The sequence below is a fragment of the Stenotrophomonas sp. STEN033 genome (assembly GCF_056856655.1).
In genome coordinates, this window is the sequence record NZ_JBXFWM010000011.1 from 44,188 (window position 1) to 60,082 (window position 15,895).

The 15,895-nt window shown below is 66.1% G+C and carries 13 protein-coding genes; 8 read left to right on the plus strand and 5 right to left on the minus strand.

What is annotated here, in order from left to right; translation table 11 throughout:
• Window position 1: 1 nt before the first annotated feature.
• The 6 genes from AC1VXC_RS05995 to AC1VXC_RS06020 are packed head-to-tail and all read left to right on the plus strand — an operon-like array spanning window position 2 to window position 6,382.
• A complete protein-coding gene (locus tag AC1VXC_RS05995) occupies window positions 2–994 on the plus strand; it encodes a hypothetical protein (protein WP_481538489.1) in 993 nt (330 codons plus the stop codon).
• A complete protein-coding gene (locus tag AC1VXC_RS06000) occupies window positions 955–2,772 on the plus strand; it encodes a hypothetical protein (RefSeq protein WP_481538490.1) in 1,818 nt (605 codons plus the stop codon). Before AC1VXC_RS05995 ends, AC1VXC_RS06000 begins: the two co-directional genes overlap by 40 nt.
• Window positions 2,773–2,794: 22 nt before the next feature.
• Window positions 2,795–3,376, plus strand: a complete 582-nt coding sequence (locus AC1VXC_RS06005) for a hypothetical protein (protein WP_313173072.1) — start codon at window positions 2,795–2,797, stop codon at window positions 3,374–3,376.
• A complete protein-coding gene (locus tag AC1VXC_RS06010; RefSeq protein WP_481538491.1) occupies window positions 3,361–4,734 on the plus strand; it encodes an AMP-binding protein in 1,374 nt (457 codons plus the stop codon). Before AC1VXC_RS06005 ends, AC1VXC_RS06010 begins: the two co-directional genes overlap by 16 nt.
• Window positions 4,731–5,300: a nicotinamide riboside transporter PnuC gene (gene pnuC / locus AC1VXC_RS06015; protein ID WP_313492912.1), complete on the plus strand. Its 570-nt coding sequence runs from the start codon at window positions 4,731–4,733 to the stop codon at window positions 5,298–5,300. Before AC1VXC_RS06010 ends, pnuC begins: the two co-directional genes overlap by 4 nt.
• The gene (locus AC1VXC_RS06020; protein WP_481538492.1) at window positions 5,297–6,382 is read left to right on the plus strand and encodes an AAA family ATPase; all 1,086 of its coding nucleotides are present in this window, start codon (window positions 5,297–5,299) and stop codon (window positions 6,380–6,382) included. The genes pnuC and AC1VXC_RS06020 overlap by 4 nt, the downstream gene beginning before the upstream one ends.
• Here the strand turns inward: AC1VXC_RS06020 and AC1VXC_RS06025 are convergent.
• Entirely contained in the window at window positions 6,376–8,061 is a 1,686-nt protein-coding gene (locus AC1VXC_RS06025) for a hypothetical protein (RefSeq protein ID WP_481538493.1), read from the minus strand. The genes AC1VXC_RS06020 and AC1VXC_RS06025 overlap by 7 nt on opposite strands.
• A gap of 84 nt (window positions 8,062–8,145) precedes the next feature.
• Here AC1VXC_RS06025 and bla point away from each other — a divergent pair, with 84 nt between their 5' ends.
• Window positions 8,146–9,234: a subclass B3 metallo-beta-lactamase gene (gene bla, locus AC1VXC_RS06030; protein ID WP_482995018.1), complete on the plus strand. Its 1,089-nt coding sequence runs from the start codon at window positions 8,146–8,148 to the stop codon at window positions 9,232–9,234.
• A gap of 227 nt (window positions 9,235–9,461) precedes the next feature.
• Here bla and AC1VXC_RS06035 read toward each other — a convergent pair whose 3' ends face one another.
• Together AC1VXC_RS06035 and AC1VXC_RS06040 are read right to left on the minus strand one after the other, a co-directional pair.
• The gene (locus AC1VXC_RS06035) at window positions 9,462–10,163 is read right to left on the minus strand and encodes a LytR/AlgR family response regulator transcription factor (RefSeq protein ID WP_313173078.1); all 702 of its coding nucleotides are present in this window, start codon (window positions 10,161–10,163) and stop codon (window positions 9,462–9,464) included.
• Window positions 10,151–11,860 (minus strand): histidine kinase, encoded by a 1,710-nt coding sequence (locus tag AC1VXC_RS06040; RefSeq protein ID WP_481538495.1) that lies wholly within the window; start codon window positions 11,858–11,860, stop codon window positions 10,151–10,153. The genes AC1VXC_RS06035 and AC1VXC_RS06040 overlap by 13 nt, the downstream gene beginning before the upstream one ends.
• Window positions 11,861–12,040: 180 nt before the next feature.
• On the opposite strand from AC1VXC_RS06040, the gene AC1VXC_RS06045 reads away from it, so the two are divergent.
• Window positions 12,041–13,627, plus strand: a complete 1,587-nt coding sequence (locus AC1VXC_RS06045; RefSeq protein ID WP_481538496.1) for an alpha/beta hydrolase — start codon at window positions 12,041–12,043, stop codon at window positions 13,625–13,627.
• Window positions 13,628–13,692: 65 nt separating this feature from the next.
• Here the strand turns inward: AC1VXC_RS06045 and AC1VXC_RS06050 are convergent, their stop codons facing one another.
• Window positions 13,693–14,682 carry a serine hydrolase domain-containing protein gene (locus AC1VXC_RS06050; RefSeq protein WP_481538497.1) on the minus strand — a complete coding sequence of 330 codons (990 nt, stop codon included), beginning with the start codon at window positions 14,680–14,682 and terminating at the stop codon, window positions 13,693–13,695.
• Window positions 14,683–14,915: 233 nt separating this feature from the next.
• Complete coding sequence (locus AC1VXC_RS06055) at window positions 14,916–15,707, minus strand: alpha/beta fold hydrolase (RefSeq protein ID WP_481538498.1); 792 nt, start codon at window positions 15,705–15,707, stop codon at window positions 14,916–14,918.
• Window positions 15,708–15,895: the final 188 nt, after the last annotated feature.

The window sequence follows — 15,895 nt, forward strand, 5'->3', positions numbered from 1 at the left end:
GGTGCTGTCACCCGCACTGACCGGCCTGCTGGCATCGCGCCGCAGCCTGCTCAATCAGCAGGTTGCCGAAGCAAGGCGACGCTGGCCCACTCTGGATACCGCGGCGTTCTCGGTCTTTGTCGCGCAGACGCTGGATCCCCTGTGCCTGGCGGTTGCCGCCGTGGACGAAGCGGCGATGCCGGCGGCCACCGAGGTCGCCTTCGAGCTGGGCCTGGAGCTGGTTGCACAGGGACTCGCGGGACCGGCAGCTCGGCTGCCGTGGGTGGACGCCGCGTGGCAGCAGCTGGCAGCACCTGCCGCGCGACTGATCGCAGCTGCACCGTTGGGGACACTGGGTGCACTCAGTAACGCGGTCGTGCGCATGCACGAGGTGCCGGGCGTGCGCATCGACGCATGGTTGCAGCGCATGGTGGCATTGGCACCGCGTTGCGACAGCACGGCGGCCTTGCGCAGCGTCGGCGCGCTGTGTGCATGGCAGGCCGGCATGGCGCATCTGCGCGTGGCGGCGTTGGCGCAGGCCGATGGTCTGCCTGCCGTGTTGGCCGCAGAGGCTTTGGGCGTCGACGGCGCGCAGTGGCCGTCGCTGCGCAGCCGACTCGGCAGCGAGCGCTGGTGGCACCCGCAGGGTGCAGCGGCGAGCGCGCAGGGGCAGACGGTGGGTGGCTTCACCGGGCTTGGCGGCCCTTTCGCCGCGCCGCCGGAGCTGCGCGCCAGCGCGGAAGGCTTCATCGCACGTAGCGGCGATCGCCATTACCTGCTGATCGCCGATGCCTTCGGCGGCGTGGTGTTGCCCGCCAGTGCAGCAGAGTTTGCTGCGGCGCGGACGACGCCTGCCACGCAGCTTTCGTTCGACAGCCAGGGCGCGCGCATTGGCACGACCACCATCGCTTACGCCGCACCCGCTGATGGCCTTGTGGCGGTGACTGGACCGGCCGGCATCGCCCTGTATTCGCCATGGTCGCACCACGTGCGCCTGCTGCCGGGCGCGGCATGAGCAGCACCGAGCAGGAAAGCCTGCTGGCCAACTGGCGCGCCGCCTGGCCACTGGCGCTGGCCGACTGGAGCCGTTTCACCCGGCTGCAGGATCCACGGCTGTGCGCCAGCAGCATCGAGGCGGCGAAGGAAGGCCTGAGCGGCAGCTTCGCGATGATCCGCCTGGCCGACCAGCGGGTGGTGATCGATCTGCCACAGGTGCAGCGCTTGGGGCTGCAGGATCACGCCCGCGAAATCCTCGCCCACGAGATCGGCCATCACGTGCTGGCACCAGCAACAGCCACCGATCACGCGCGGCTGTTGGCGCGCATCCATCGCGCATTGCCGACATTGGAGGCGCACGCGCCTATGGTCGCCAACCTCTATACCGACCTGTTGATCAACGACCGCCTGCAACGCCAATGCGGCCTGCGCATGGCCGAGATCTACCAGCGCCTTGCCACCGGCGCCAGTGGCAGTTCACCGCTGTGGCAGCTGTACATGGGCATCTACGAACAGCTGTGGCAGCAGCCGGCCGGTAGTCTGGGCGGGCCAGCGCTGGAAGATGCAGGCCTGCGCGGCGATGCCTGGTTGGGCGCACGGGTGATCCGCACCTATGCGGGCGAATGGATGGAAGGTGCCAGCCGTTTCAGTGCCTTGCTGCTGCCGCACTTGCTGGAGGCGATCAGTGACGCGCGCGTCGACGCGCTGATGGATACCCGCCATGCCGGCCGCGGCAGTCAACCGGTGGGACTGGACCGGCTGGAAGAAGACGAACTCGCACCGGTGCTGCATCCGGCGCTCGATCCGCGCATCACTGGTGAGGAAGAGGCTGGCGCAGCAGACGTGGTGGCGGAGGACGCATTGCCGACCAACGTGCCCGGCCACGGCCAGACCCGTGAGCCGTTCGAGTACGGCGAGATACTGCGTGCGGCCGGGCTGGACATGGACCCGCAGCAATTCGCGGTGCGCTACTACCGCGAGCGGGCGTTGCCGCACCTGGTCCGCTTCCCGCTGAGCCCGCAACCGCAGGCACAGGAGCTCGAACTGGAAGGGCTGGAGGCCTGGGAGCCCGGCGATCCGTTGGACGCGGTGGATTGGCTGCAGACCGTGATGCAGTCGCCCACCGTGGTGCCGGGGGTGACCACGGTGCAGCGGGTGATGGGGCCGGCGCCGGGCAACGAGCCTGCCAATGAACCGATTGATCTGGACCTGTACGTGGACAGCTCAGGCTCCATGCCCGATCCGCAGCATGTCACCTCCTGGCTGACGTTGGCCGGTGCGGTGATCGCGTTGTCGGCTTTGCGTGCGGGTGCGCGCGTGCAGGCCACGTTGTGGAGTGGCAAGCAGCAATGCCTGCACACCGATGGCTTCGTGCGCAGCGAGGACGACATCCTCAAGGTGCTGGTGGGTTATTTCGGCGGGGCGACCGCCTTTCCCATCCATCGCCTGCGCAGCACCTACGCGCAGCGGCCGGCGGCTGCGCGAGCCGTGCATATCCTGCATATCTCCGACGATGGCATCACCACCATGTTCGAGCAGGACGAGCGCGGCAACAGCGGCTGGGATGTCGCCGCGCAGGCGCTGCGCGCGGCCCGGGCTGGCGGCACCATGGCGCTCAATCTTTACAGCCCGCTGCCAGCAAGCATGGTCGGCGCCAAAGGCTGGACCGCCGACCTGCTGCGCGCACGCGAGCAAGGCTGGGATATCCACGTCGTGCGTGACATGACCGACCTGCTGGCCTTCGCGCGCGAGTTCAGTCAACGCCATTACCAGTCATCGGGCATGGCTGGCCGATGAAGACCACCTTACGGAACCAACCATGAGCAACAGCGCCTCGCTGGACGCCCTGCTGCGTCGCCTGATCGATACACCACCGGACTTCCTCGATCCGCCACGGCGCGGCCGCGAAGGACAGCTGCAGGTCGCCGCCGTGGTCAACGACGTGCTGGCGCTGCATGGTGTCGCCTTGCCTGCTGCGTTGCAGGCCAGCCTGTCCGGCAACCTGGCCGCGGTCACCGCCAACCAGCTGAGTCTGTCCGCGGTGATGGCCTGGCTGCTCGCCGATGAAGCGTGGCATGCGCTGCGCTTCCCGCGCGAGGTGCTGCTGCCGGTATTTGCCGAAGCGGTGCCTGCGTTGGCAGCGGAGGCCGCAGTGAACCGCTATCTACATGACCCGGATCGGCGCGAGGAACTGGTGCGTACCGCCATCGCGCGGCTGGGCCTGCTGCCTGCGGGTGAAACCGCCGCCCAGGCAGCTGATCGCCTGGCCAGCGTCAGCAGCGTCGAACGCCGTCGCCTGCTGGACGCCAGCCGCGCTGCCGAAGCGCGCGCGCGTGCCATCCGCGAGGCGCTGGCACGCAAGGCCGCCGAGGAATCGGCGGACAAATGGACGCGCGAGTGACCGCGCGAGTGAATCAAGACCCGCACGACGGTGAGCGCTATCCAACCCTGAGCGAAGCGGGCAGGGCGATGCTGCAGCGGATGCGCGAGCACCCGGCAGCACCGCGCTACCGCAACCAGAGCGGCAATCGTCTGCTCGCCGAGGAAGTGCAGCAACTGCGCGCGTACGAGCACGACATCCTCAGCGCTGGTTTCCAGTGGCAGCCGGGTTCACCGCCACCGTGGCTGCGGGGCTTTGTCGAGGATGTGGTGGCACAGGTGCCGTATTTCCGCGCGCGCGGGCATGCTGCATGCTTCGAGGATATCGCCACCACCCATCGCGGTGACCTGGCTGCCGACATCGCCCAGTTCGTTCCCGATCCGGTGCCGTTGCAGCGGATGATGAATTTCCGCACCACCGGTACCACCGGCCATCCGCTGGTGCTGCCCTCGCATCCGCTCGTGGCTGGCCGCTACCTGGCGTATCACAAGCGTGCCTTGGCACGCGCTGGCGTGGCCTTGCGCAACGGGCGAGGGCAGATGGGCGTGATGCTGCTGGGCATGCAGCAGCGTTGCTTTACCTACGTGTCGGTGACGCCGAGCATGGACGAGTCCGGGCTGGCCAAGATCAACCTGCATCCGGACGAGTGGCGCCACCCCGATGACCGCGCGCGCTACATCGATGCGCTGCAGCCGGAGGTGATCGCTGGTGATCCGATCTCCTTCGCCACCTTGTTGGAACTGGAGGTCAGTCACCGGCCGCGCGCGCTGCTGTCGGTGTCGATGGCCTTGTCGCCGGGCCTGCGGCAGGCGTTGCAGCAGCGCTTCGACTGCCCGGTACTGGACATCTATTCAATGAACGAAGCCGGTCCGCTGGCGGTGCATGATGCCGCCGCCGGTGGCCACGTTCTGCTGCAGCCGGGCATGTATGTGGAGGTGCTGGACGATGCCGGTCGTGTCGTCGCCAATGGCCAGTTCGGTGAGATCACCCTGACCGGTGGTTTCAACTTCTGCCTGCCGCTGCTGCGTTACCGCACCGGCGACCGTGGCGCGCTGGCGATGTGCGGCGATGTCCCGATGATTGTCGACCTGCAGGGCAGGCGACCGGTACGCTACCGCACCCGCAGCGGCCGCTGGATCAACAACATCGACCTGACCCATGCCCTGGCGGCGCTGCCGTTGTCGCGCTTTCGTGTGCATCAAGGCGGCGATGGCAGCGTGAGCCTGCATCTGCCGGTCGCCGAGGGCGGTTACGCACAGCAGGCGCGAGCGGCCCTGCAACACACCCTGGACGACCTGCCGGTGCAGGTCGTGCTGATGCACGCGGAGGACAAAGTGCTGCAATACACCACCGATCTCGATGAAGGCCTGGGCGCATGACCGCACTGGAAATCGCCGCCAACGCCTTCGCCACCGCGTCCATCCTGTGTGCGGCACGCAACAGCGTGCACACCTGGTGGACCGGCATCATCGGATGCTCGCTGTTCGGCCTGCTGTTCTGGCATACCCAGTTGTATGCCGATGTGCTGCTGCAGGTGTTCTTCGTCGTGGCCAGCATGTTCGGCTGGTGGAACTGGCACGCCAGTGCCAGCCATGCGGCACTGCCGATCAAGCGCACGCCGTTGCGCAGCTTTGCGCTGATGGGCGCCGCTGCGCTGCTGGCCGGTGCTGCCTACGGGCTGGTGCTGCATCGTTTCACCGACGCCTACGCGCCGTTCGCCGATTCCTCGGTGCTGTGCCTGTCGGTGCTGGCGCAGCTGCTGCTGATGCGCAGGCGCATCGAGACCTGGCCGGTGTGGGTGCTGGTCAACACCATCGCGGTGCCGCTGTACGCCTCGCGCGGGCTCACCCTGACCTCCGTGCTATACGCGGCTTACTGGATCAATGCATGGCTGGCCTGGCGGCACTGGCGCAAATTGTGGCGCACGCAGGGCGCTCAGGCATGAGCATGCCGCGCACCGGTCTGGTGGTGGGCAAGTTCTGCCCGCTGCATCGCGGCCATCAGTTGCTGCTGGACCATGCGCAGGCCGCCTGCGCGCAGCTGATCGTGGTCAGCTATACCAAGCCCGAGTTCGCCGGAATGGAGCCGCAGCGACGTGAGCAGTGGCTGCGCAGCCTGTACCCGGGCGCCCAGCACTGGGTGCTGGACGATGCGCGCCTGGCCGCGCACTGCCAGCGGCTGGGCTTGCCCAAGCGCGCTCTGCCGGACAACGACGCCAGCGACGCGGTGCACCGGCTGTTCATGGCCTGGTTGCTGCGTGAGGTGATCCGCCAGCAGGTGGACGTGGTGTTCAGCAGTGAGGACTACGGCCCCGGCTTTGCCGAAGTGCTGTCACAGCAACAGCAGTTGCACGGTGGCACTGCGGTGGTACATGTGGCGGTGGACCCGGCACGGCGCACGGTGCCGATCTCGGGAACTGCATTGCGTACCGATCTGCATGCGCAGCGGCAGCAGCTGGCACCGCAGGTATACCGCCATTTCGTCAAGCGGGTGGTGTTGCTGGGTGGCGAGTCCACCGGCAAGTCCACGCTGGCGCAGCGCTTGGCCGAATGCTGTGGCAGCGTGCATGCCGCCGAGTACGGGCGGGAGCTGTGGGAGGCGAACAATGGCCAACTGCAGGAAGCCGATCTGCTGCATATCGCCCAGACCCAGATCGCGCGTGAGGAGGCCCTGCTGGAAACTGCCAGCACCTGGCTGGCCTGCGACACCTCGCCGCTGACCACCTTGATGTATGCACAGGCCATGTTCGGGCGTGCCGATCCGTTGCTGCTGGCATTGTCGGCCCGTCATTACGACCTGGTGTTGCTGTGCGCGCCGGATGTGCCCTTCGTGCAGGACGGCACGCGCCGTGATGCGGACTTCCGCCGCTGGCAGCATGGCTGGTACCTGCGCGAGCTTGAAGCGCGCCAGGTGCCTTATCGCCAGCTGCGCGGCAGCTGGCAGCAGCGAGAGACGACCGCATTGGCGGCGATGGCCGAGCTGCAGCAGGCTGGCCATCAAGCCACTGCGGCGCCGCCGGTTCAGTAGCGCGCTGCAGTCAGTGGCGCATCGGCCCATTGCCAGGCGGCTTCTTGCTGGCGTTGGGTTTCGGCAGCCGCTTCTTTCTGTCCCAGTGCCTGTTTCGCCTGTGCCAGCCCCTGCAGGGACCAACCGTTGGCGGGATAGGTTTTAAGGTCCTGATCGAAGGCGGCGCTCGCACCCTTGGCATCGCCGGCTTCCAACAACGCGGCCCCCAGATAGGGGCGTACCGGCAAGGGCCAGTCGGCAGGCTCGTTGTAGGCCAGGACGTCCTCGGCGCGCACCGCATCCCGCAGCGCGGCCGCCGCCGCATCGTGCTTGCCCTGCGTGCGCAGCAATTCGCCCTGCAACAACGCGTCGGCTACCCGCAGCACACCATCGGCATGATTGATGTCGAAGAAGCTGATCTGTGCCATTGCCGGGTCGGCGGCGATCGTGTGCAGTGCACTGGCCTCGGCAAACGCCTGCTCCAGGTTGCCCTTGCGCGCCTGCGCCATGCCACGCGCAAAGTGGCGTATCGCAGCGGGGTAGGGCAGTTCCGCTGCGGCGGGCCTGTCGGCGAGGATCGCGTCCCAGTCGCCAAACCGCACCTGGGTGAGCAGCGGGGTGACCACGAACTGCTGCATGAACTGCATTGGCGCTTCGCCCATCACCTTGCGGTCGGCGCGCGCGGCGGTCTGCTGCGCGGCCTGCAGTGACAAGGTACGCGAGCCGGTCAGGCCGGTGGTCATCGTCGCGAAATGCCAGTTGTGTGGCACGTAGCCCAGCGGATAGACGCCGTTGCTGCCACGGCAGACTGCAAGGAAATCCTTGTCGGCGGTAGTGGCGGAAAGATTGGTCATCGTCGCATCGTGGTAGCGGCCCACACGGATGTAGATATGCGCAGGCATGTGCACCAGGTGGCCGGATCCCGGTGCCAGCGCAGCCAGCGCATCTGCGTAGGGCTCGGCACGCTTGGGCTCGGGCGAGGATTCCATGGCGTGGATGTAGTAATGCATCGCGCCGATATGGCGCGGGTTGCGCGCCAGCACGCGCTCCAGCTCGCCGACCAGGGCTTGGGTGAACTCGGCGGGCTTGCCGTCCTGCCAGTACGCCCAAGGCGAGAGATCCATCAAGGCCTCGGCATACAGGGTGGCGGCATCATCGTCTTCCGGGAACTGCGCGACGACGGTGGCCATCGCCTCGGCGTAGGCGCGGTCCAGCGGCTTGCGGTCCTCCGGCGCTGGATCGGTATAGCGCTTCCGTAGCGCCTCTATCAAGGCTTGATCCACCGGGCGCGCGTGGGTGGCGAGGCTGGCTGCACGCGCTGCCAACGCAGCTGCCTGCGTGGCGGCGGCAGGGTCCATCGGCAGATTGATGTTCGGGCCCAGCACCAGTGCCTGGCCCCAGACACAGATGGCACAGGCGGGATCCAAGCGCGCGGCTTCGGCAAATGCGCGCCCGGCAGCCTCGTGGTTGAATCCATAGGCCAGGCGCAGCCCTTGGTCGAAGTAGCGCTGTGCCAGCGGTACCTTGCTGCCGATGTCGCGGCGCAGGTCGCCGAAGGTGTCGAACAACGGGAGTTCATTGGCATCTGCTGCCGCGGTCTTATCGGCAATGGCGGTTGCCTTGTCGGGAGCGTCGCAGCCCGACAGCGCTGCAGCCACAAACAGGGACGGAAGCAGCAGGGACAAGGATCGACGGATCATTGTGGCTTCTCGGGGTGGATGGACGCGAAGATACTGCTGCCCGCGGCTGGAGGGTGATACGCCGCGATGAAAACCCCGTAAAAATTGCAGGCCGGAGAATCGCAATTACGGTGCGTTGCGGACGCCGGCCGTTTATTGCCGGATGGCGAGGTGCCGGCACTTATCGTGCCGGCCTGCCCGCAGATAGGCGAAGGCCAAGAAAAACTCATGGCTCGACCCAGTTCTACGCATTTGTCGCAAGTTCCTCCACGACGCACAGTTGCTGCACTTATTGGACAAGGCGCAGAGATGATGCAGAAGAAGGCGATTCGCAGGAGATTGCAGTTGGCGGCGATGGTGCTTGCCGGAGCGGCGTCGGCGGCGGCGTGGGCTGGACCGCCCGCGGACTGGACGACACCGATCAAGCCATTTCATATCGTCGACAACATCTATTACGTAGGCAGCGAGGGACTGGCGGCCTACCTGATCGTGTCGGAGCAGGGGGCGATCCTGCTGGATGCTCCGCTTGCTGCCAATGCGGATCAGATCGAGCGCAACATCGAAAGCCTGGGTGTGGCGCTGCATGATGTGCGGCTGTTGCTCAGCAGCCATGCCCATGCGGATCATGTCGGTGCGATGGCAGCACTCAAGCGCGACACCGGTGCACGTTATGCTGCCAGCGCTGGCGACCGTTGGGCGCTTGAGAACGGCAGGAACCAGGGCGACAACAACTACGGCATCCAGCCCTTCGATCCCATCAAGCTGGATGAGGTCGTCAGCGACGGGCAGAAGGTCCGGCTGGGTGATGTCGAGCTGACTGCGCATCTCACGCCGGGACACACCGCCGGTTGCACCAGCTGGAGCATGACCGTGAATGACCGCGGCACGCCGCGCGAGGTGTTGTTCCTGTGCAGCATTACCGTCGCCGGCAATACGTTGGTTGGGAACCGGAGCTATCCGACGATCGCCGAGGACTTCCGCGCGACGTTTGCAAAGCTTGGCGCAATGCAGGCCGACATCGTCCTGAGCGGCCATCCCGATACCACCGGCATCCTTGAGCGGCAGGCGCAACGCGCCGATGGCGATGAGGATGCATTTGTGGACCCTGGCCTGCTTGCCCGGCTGGTGGACGCGCACAAGGAGAGTTTTGAGGATGCCCTGAGCAAGGCGCGTTCAACGCCCCAGAGCCCTTGAGCAGGCGCCGCAGATTCCATCGGCAGACGAACCGCCTGAGATCTTCAGCGCAACCACGTAGCCCGGGTAAGCGCAGCGCACCCGGGGAATCGTTGAGTCAGATAGGGCGTTGATGTGCTTATTGCAATGCTTTTATGGGCACGCGGCTTCGCACCGCTCTGCAAGCTCCCGGGTGCGCTGCGCTTGACCGGGCTACGGCGTCTGCGCACTTCCATGCGGCGGCTGGTTCACTCAAGCGCGAGTGCCTGTCGCAGGCCGGCCACATGGGCGCGGCCCACCGGCAGCTCCGCACCGCCAGTGAGCACCAGCCAATAGCGGCTGCCGCTTCCCGAATGCAGGGTGCTGATGTGGCGCAGGTTGACCAGGTAGGAGCGGTGACAACGGACGAAGTCCGGCGGCAATACCGCGCTCAGGCCCGCCAGTGACTTGTCGTGCAGCTCACTGCGACCGTCGCGCATGCGCAGCTCGCTGTAGTCGCCGTCGGCCCGGATCCACTGCACATCGGCCAGTTCGACCAGGGCCGTGCCCTGCGCGCGCCAGATGCCCAGGTAACGTGCGCGGCCTGAGCTGTAGCGGCCTACATCCAGCAGGCGCTCCAGTGCCTGGCCCAGGCGCTCACGCGAGAACGGCTTGGGTACGAAGTCCAGCACGCCGTGCTCGAAGGCCTGCAGGGCGCGCTCGCGATGGGCGGATACAACCACGCAGTGGTAACGGCCAGCCACCGCGCTGCGCAGCAGCTCAAAGCCGTCCTCACCGCCGAGGTTGAGGTCCAGCAGCAGACCGTCGTAGACGCTGCGCTGCAACCGGTCGCCGGCGGCATCGAGGTCGGCGACCGCATCGAAGCGGGCACGCGTGCCGGCCAGTTCAGCGCACAGGCGCAACAGGCGCTGGCGGACCAACGGCTCATCCTCGACGATCAATATGCGCATGTGAGTTCGATCCGACTGCACCAGTCGGCGCCATCGGCGCCTTGGCTGTAATGCCAGCGGTTGGGGTGGGAGGCGGCCAGGCTGGCCTCGATGTAACGGGTTCCGGTGCCCTGGCCTCGGTGCGGAGCGGAACCACGTGCACTGCGCAGTTCCAGCACCCAGTGTTGCTTGTCGCGCTGCACGCGCAGGCGGAACGGTCGTTGCGCACAGGCGACCGCGCCGGCATGGGTCAGCGCGTTCTCCACCTGCGCATGCAGCACGCCGGGCGGCAGCGAGAGTTGCAGGTCGTCGGCGTCCACCTCCAGCGTCATCGGTTGGTCCAGGGCCTGGCCAACGATGTCCAGATGGTTGCGGCACAGGGCCAGCTCTTCACTCAATGGAACGCTCTGGCGACTGCTGCTCTCGCGCAAACGGTCGAACTGTTCGGCCAGTGACTCGACCAGGCGGCTGGCCTTGGTCGGAGCCTGTTCGATCAGTTCCTGCAGGCAGGTGAGGGTATTCATCAGCCAGTGCGGCTGGATGCCACGCTGCAGCAACTGCAGCGACAGGCTGGCACGTTCTTCGCGCAGGCGTGCGTTGTGCATATCCAAGGCTCGAACCTGCGCCGCATGGCAGAGCAGCAGGAAACCCGCCAGCACCGCTAGCAGCAGGAAGTAGGGGCCATCGAGGAAGGCCCCGGGGGCAAACAACAAGGCCAGTACGCCGGCGACCAGCAGGGCCAGGATCGGCCAGCGTTCCTCGCGTTCACCTTTGGCCCGCAGCAGCAACGCAGACGAGGCCAGCAGGCTCAGCAGCAGTGCCATCGCCGAGCGGATATCGAAGCTGGGCAGCAGCACGGCGGCCAGCACCAGCGCGGTCGCGTACGCGATGCCCAGGCCCTTGGGAACGGTAACGCCATAACGTCGGGCAAGATAGGCAGGCAGCAGCATGGCCGCTGCCACGTGCAAGGCCAGCAGCGCATACAGGCGCAGGCCGTGCCACGGATAGAGATAGCCGAGCAATGGTCGCCAGCCTTCGATCACCGGCAATGCAATCCCGACCGCGCACAGCGCGAGCAACAGTTGCCCGCCCGGCATCTGCGGCCGGCCGCGCTGCAGCGCAAGGAAGTACAGACAGGCTGCTGCGAGTGCACCGGTGGCGAGGGCGGCGATCAGCCAAGGCAGGACCATGCGCTGGTACAACACCACGGCCGGCGCCACTGCTACCAGGGCATCGGCGCTGTACAGGCCGAACTGCTGGTGGTGGCTGGACGCGAGCACCAGCAGTTCGTCGCTGCCCGTGGGCGAGGAAGGCGGCAGTACGCGGGTAATGTCGACCAGGCCGGGCTGCTCCTGCTCGGCGCTGATGCCGACGACACCGTTGCCCAGCATCGGTTGGCCGTTCCAGTACAGCTGGCTGGCGCCACGCAGTGACAGGCGCAGGGCGCGGCCAGCATCGTCCGGCTGGGTGGACGCGGGCGATTGCCAGCGCAGCCAGTACGGGCCGCGCCAGCTGGCCAGCGTTTGTTGATCGATGGGCTGCCAATGGATGTCGGCGAGCGGCGAGGTCGGCAAGCTACCCGCGGAGGTCACGCTGGCGGGTGCCATCTCTCCGCTCAGTACTTGCACGCTGTTGACGTCGCGCAGCAGCACAGCCAGCCACGCGGCGACCGCGAAGACCAGCACGGCCAGTACGCTCAGGATTCGTAGGATCGGCATGGGCCTATCGTATCGGCTGCGCGGAGACGCTGGGCGGTGAGTTGGAGCCGTTCGGCGGACGCGCGCCCCGCAGGCGCCGTTGGGGGAGGGATGCTGGCTCCGTGGCAAGGGCGACGGGAGCTTTCTCCGGGTTGCAGAGGCCACGGCAACACCTACCTTCCCTCCCGATAGGAGCCCGCCATGTCCATCAACTCTTCGTCTGTTTCCACTGCCCGTCATCCTTGCCTGCAGTTCTCGGCGGCTTCTTCCACCGCATCGCTTGTCGCTGCGCATCAACCCGGCGTTGGTGGGGCGGTTGCGACCGGCAAGGGCAAGCCGGGACGTGCCGCTCGCCTGTTGGTGCTCTGCCTGACCCTGGCCTGCGCTTCGCCGGCGCTGGCCAAGGACTCGGTTGCGCCGCTGGTATTCGCACCCTATGCGATGCAGACCAAGAACAATGGCATCATCGCCAGCGAAGAGGCCTTCCTCGACGTTCCGCGTCGCCACAGTGAGCCGAACGGGCCGCGCATCCGCCTGCGTGTGGTGCGCTTGCCGGCGACCAGTGGCGATGGCCGCAGTGCCCCGGTGGTCTATCTGGCCGGCGGCCCGGGTGGCTCTGGCTTCGGCACCGCACTGGGCCCGCGCTGGCCGGTATTCGACCGGGTTCGCCGCGAGACTGATGTGCTGCTGCTTGATCAGCGCGGCACCGACTTCTCCGAAATGCCACCGGAGTGCCCACACGAACAGAAGTTCGACGATGCCAAGCCACTGCAGCGTGACGCAGCCCTGGCAGGAATAAAGGCCGCACTGGCCAGCTGTTTGACCTTCTGGAAGGACGCCGGGGTTGATATGGGCGCCTACACCACCGCCGAGAGCGCTGACGATATCGAATACCTGCGCAAGGCGATGGCATTGCCCAAGCTGAGCCTGTGGGGCATGAGCTACGGCACGCATCTGGCCCTGGCCACGGTGCGTCGGCATCCGGGCAGCCTTGAGCGCGTGGTGTTGATGGGCAGCGAAGGCCCGGACGACACGCTCAAGCTGCCGCTGGCCGGTGATGCCTTGTTGGCTGATCTGGCAGTCATCGCCAAAAAGGACGGCTTCGAGGACCTGCAGGGATCGGCGCAGCGGGTGTTGGCCAAGCTGCGGCAGCAGCCGGGGCAGGGCAGCAGCCCGATGCATGACGGCCGCAAGGTGACGATTGGTGAGTTCGACGCACAGATGGCGATAGCGATCGCGCTTGGTCGCCGCTCCACCCAGCGCGTGCTGCCATTGGCGCTACGTGAGGCCGAGGCCGGCAACTACGACCTGCTCGGTGCGATCGCCCTGATGGTGCGCGAGGGCCTGGGCGGCTGGCGCGCCATGCCAACGGCAATGGATGTGGCTTCCGGGCAGAGTCCACAGCGGCGCGCACTGGCGGCGGCGCAGGCACGGCAGAGTCTGCTCGGCGACGCCTTGAACTTCCCGTTCCCGGAAGTTGCCGATGGGCTGGGCATGCTGGATCTGGGAGACGCCTTCCGTGCGCCACTGCGCAGTGACGTGCCGGTGTTGTTCATCAGCGGCACGCTCGATGGCCGCACCCCGCATGCCAACGCCCAGGCGCTGCTTCCCGGCTTCAGCCAAGGCAAGGAGCTGCTGGTGCGCGGCGCGAGCCACGACAATGAGATGTGGCTGGGCAATCCCGCCATCGCCGACAACATCGCCGGTTTCCTGGCGGGGCGGGGGCTGAGTGCGGACGTGCTGGATGTACCGCTGCCGGTGTTCGTCACTGACCGCTCGGCACTGTAAGCAGGACCTGAGTCGGCGTCAGAGTCGGGCTTTCCTGAAGTCTGGCTCTGGCCGCAGTCATGCAACTACTTTAACGCCGGTGGCGCAACGTTGCGTCCATAGACGATCTCCACGATCGTGCGCAGGAATTCGTTGGTAGGAATGCGCTCGCCGTTGGTGGCGTACGCGATCGCCACGTCATCCGCCGGGTTGTAAATGACGCGCGCGTGCGAGCCCAGCACGTCACCACCGTGACCAAAAAAATGATTCTCGTCGTACGTGAACTCAGCCAGTCCTCGCCCCCAGCCGCTGCCACCCGGTCGCGGCTGCATCTGCTCCACAGTCTCCGTGCGCAGCAGCTTGTGCTCGAACAGCGCGGTGATCAGTACATTCAGGTCGTGTGTGGTGGCTGCGATGTCACCCACGCCGATCACGTTGGTGTACTCGATCTCCTTGATCTGCCGCCATTGCCCGGCGAATGCATAGGACTTGAAGGTGTTGCCGGGGTGGGAACGCGTGGAAGCGAAGTTGCGCAGGCCAAGAGGCGCTGCGATTTCCTGCGCGACGATATCGTGGTAGTCGCGCCCATCTACCCGCTCGATGATCATCCGCAGGAGGAAGTAGGCGGAGTTGGAGTAGGCAACGCGTTCACCAGGTTCGAATGCAGCACCCTGGGTTCGTATTTCCTGCAGGATGTCATCCTGGCTTAGCGGATCAACTACCCATACCTGACCATTCCTGATCGCGAAGTTGCCAAGACCGCTGGTGTGCTCCAGCAGGTTGCCGATGCTTATCCGATGTGAGGAAGGCATGTCCGGGAAAAAGCTGGACAGTCTGTCATCCAGCCTCAGACGGCCGTCTTCGATCAGCTTGAAGGCCAGGATCGCTGTGACCATCTTGGTTACGGATGCGATTTGATACTTGCTGCTCTCGTCGTAAGCAACACCAGGCAGGTTCGGTTGCCCGAAGCTTCTGGCATAGACCTCGCGGCCGTCCTTGAAGATGGACAGGCTGCCAATGCCGCCGTTGTTGTCCTCGACATGGTTGATGAAGTCATCGAGCTTCTCTGCATGCACTTCCGTATGCACTGCTTGTGACGATCGCGGTTGCGCCTGCGCCAATAGCGGAAGCGCCAAAGCCGGAAGAAGCATCAACAAGGCAGCCAGTCTCTTCATTTCGCTCGCGTCCGTTCAATCATTCAAGGCGGTGGCGGCACGGCACTACGATCAGTGCCCGCTGCGTGACGGTGATGGTGAGGTGTTGCCCGGGCTTCACGTTGTGCCGGCTGCCGTCCCAAGGAGCAGGCAGCTCAACGCCTGCCTGCAATGTCCCTGATCGCATCGGCAACCGCTGCCGGGTTCTCGCGGTGGATGTTGTGGCCGGTGACGAAGTAGCGCTGGAAGCCACGGTCGAAGGCGCTGAACAATGCGGCGTGCTGCGCCTTCCACAGCGCTTTGCCGGCAGCTGTTTCCTCGAAAACGAAGGGTTCGGCGGCGACCTGCGTGGCGGTGAGCAGCGCGACCGGAAGGTCCGGCATGGCGCTCGGCGTGCGCGCGCCAGGCGCATCCAGCTGGGTGATCAATGCCCGATAGTCGGCGGCCATGGGCGGCGGCAGCATGTCCAGCAGGGCGGCATCATCGGCCAGTACGCGTGCTGCATCGGCCTGCTTGAACGCGTGTCGCTGGCCCAGGGTGGCCGGGTCGACGAGGACCAGCGCCTGCAGTTGTTGCGGATGGCGGCGTGCGAACTCGGTGGCCAGCAGTCCACCATACGAGTGGCCGACCAGCACGACCTTCTGTCCACCGGCGAGGTCACTGATCACGGCACCGAGGTCAACGAGGTGAGCGTCGATGTCCTTGGGCTTCCCATCGCTGCCCGAGTTGCCAAGCCCCGCGCGTGAATAGCTGATGCTGCGGTAGTCGGGGCCGAGCGCAGCGATCACGTCCTTCCATGTGTCCTTGGCCTGGCCGAAGCCCGACTCGAAGACCACCGTGACCGGTCCGGCTCCGGACTGCTCGGCGCTCAGCCTGTAGGCGCCGCGGTCCACCAATATCTCGCCGGCGTGGGCGATGTTGGAGGCAGCCATCAGCAAGGCTGCCATGGCCCACACCTTGATGCTGTTTGTACCCATTTACTCCCCCTGGACGCTGGTGCAGATGCTTGCAGGAACACGCGGACGGCTCTGCGACGACCTGCGAACCGCTCCGCTCAGTGTGTTGATACTATAGTTAGGTATAACACCATGCATCCCTGCCGGAAGTCATGTGCCCGTGGGCGTCGAAGTTCAGC

Coding starts and splice junctions, on each gene's coding strand:
- AC1VXC_RS06000 (WP_481538490.1), top strand. CDS start 955: ATGGTCGCACCACGTGCGCCTGCTGCCGGGCGCGGCATGAGCAGCACC.
- AC1VXC_RS06005 (WP_313173072.1), top strand. CDS start 2,795: ATGAGCAACAGCGCCTCGCTGGACGCCCTGCTGCGTCGCCTGATCGAT.
- AC1VXC_RS06010 (WP_481538491.1), top strand. CDS start 3,361: ATGGACGCGCGAGTGACCGCGCGAGTGAATCAAGACCCGCACGACGGT.
- pnuC (WP_313492912.1), top strand. CDS start 4,731: ATGACCGCACTGGAAATCGCCGCCAACGCCTTCGCCACCGCGTCCATC.
- AC1VXC_RS06020 (WP_481538492.1), top strand. CDS start 5,297: ATGAGCATGCCGCGCACCGGTCTGGTGGTGGGCAAGTTCTGCCCGCTG.
- AC1VXC_RS06025 (WP_481538493.1), bottom strand. CDS start 8,061: ATGATCCGTCGATCCTTGTCCCTGCTGCTTCCGTCCCTGTTTGTGGCT.
- AC1VXC_RS06035 (WP_313173078.1), bottom strand. CDS start 10,163: ATGCGCATATTGATCGTCGAGGATGAGCCGTTGGTCCGCCAGCGCCTG.
- AC1VXC_RS06040 (WP_481538495.1), bottom strand. CDS start 11,860: ATGCCGATCCTACGAATCCTGAGCGTACTGGCCGTGCTGGTCTTCGCG.
- AC1VXC_RS06045 (WP_481538496.1), top strand. CDS start 12,041: ATGTCCATCAACTCTTCGTCTGTTTCCACTGCCCGTCATCCTTGCCTG.
- AC1VXC_RS06055 (WP_481538498.1), bottom strand. CDS start 15,707: ATGGCAGCCTTGCTGATGGCTGCCTCCAACATCGCCCACGCCGGCGAG.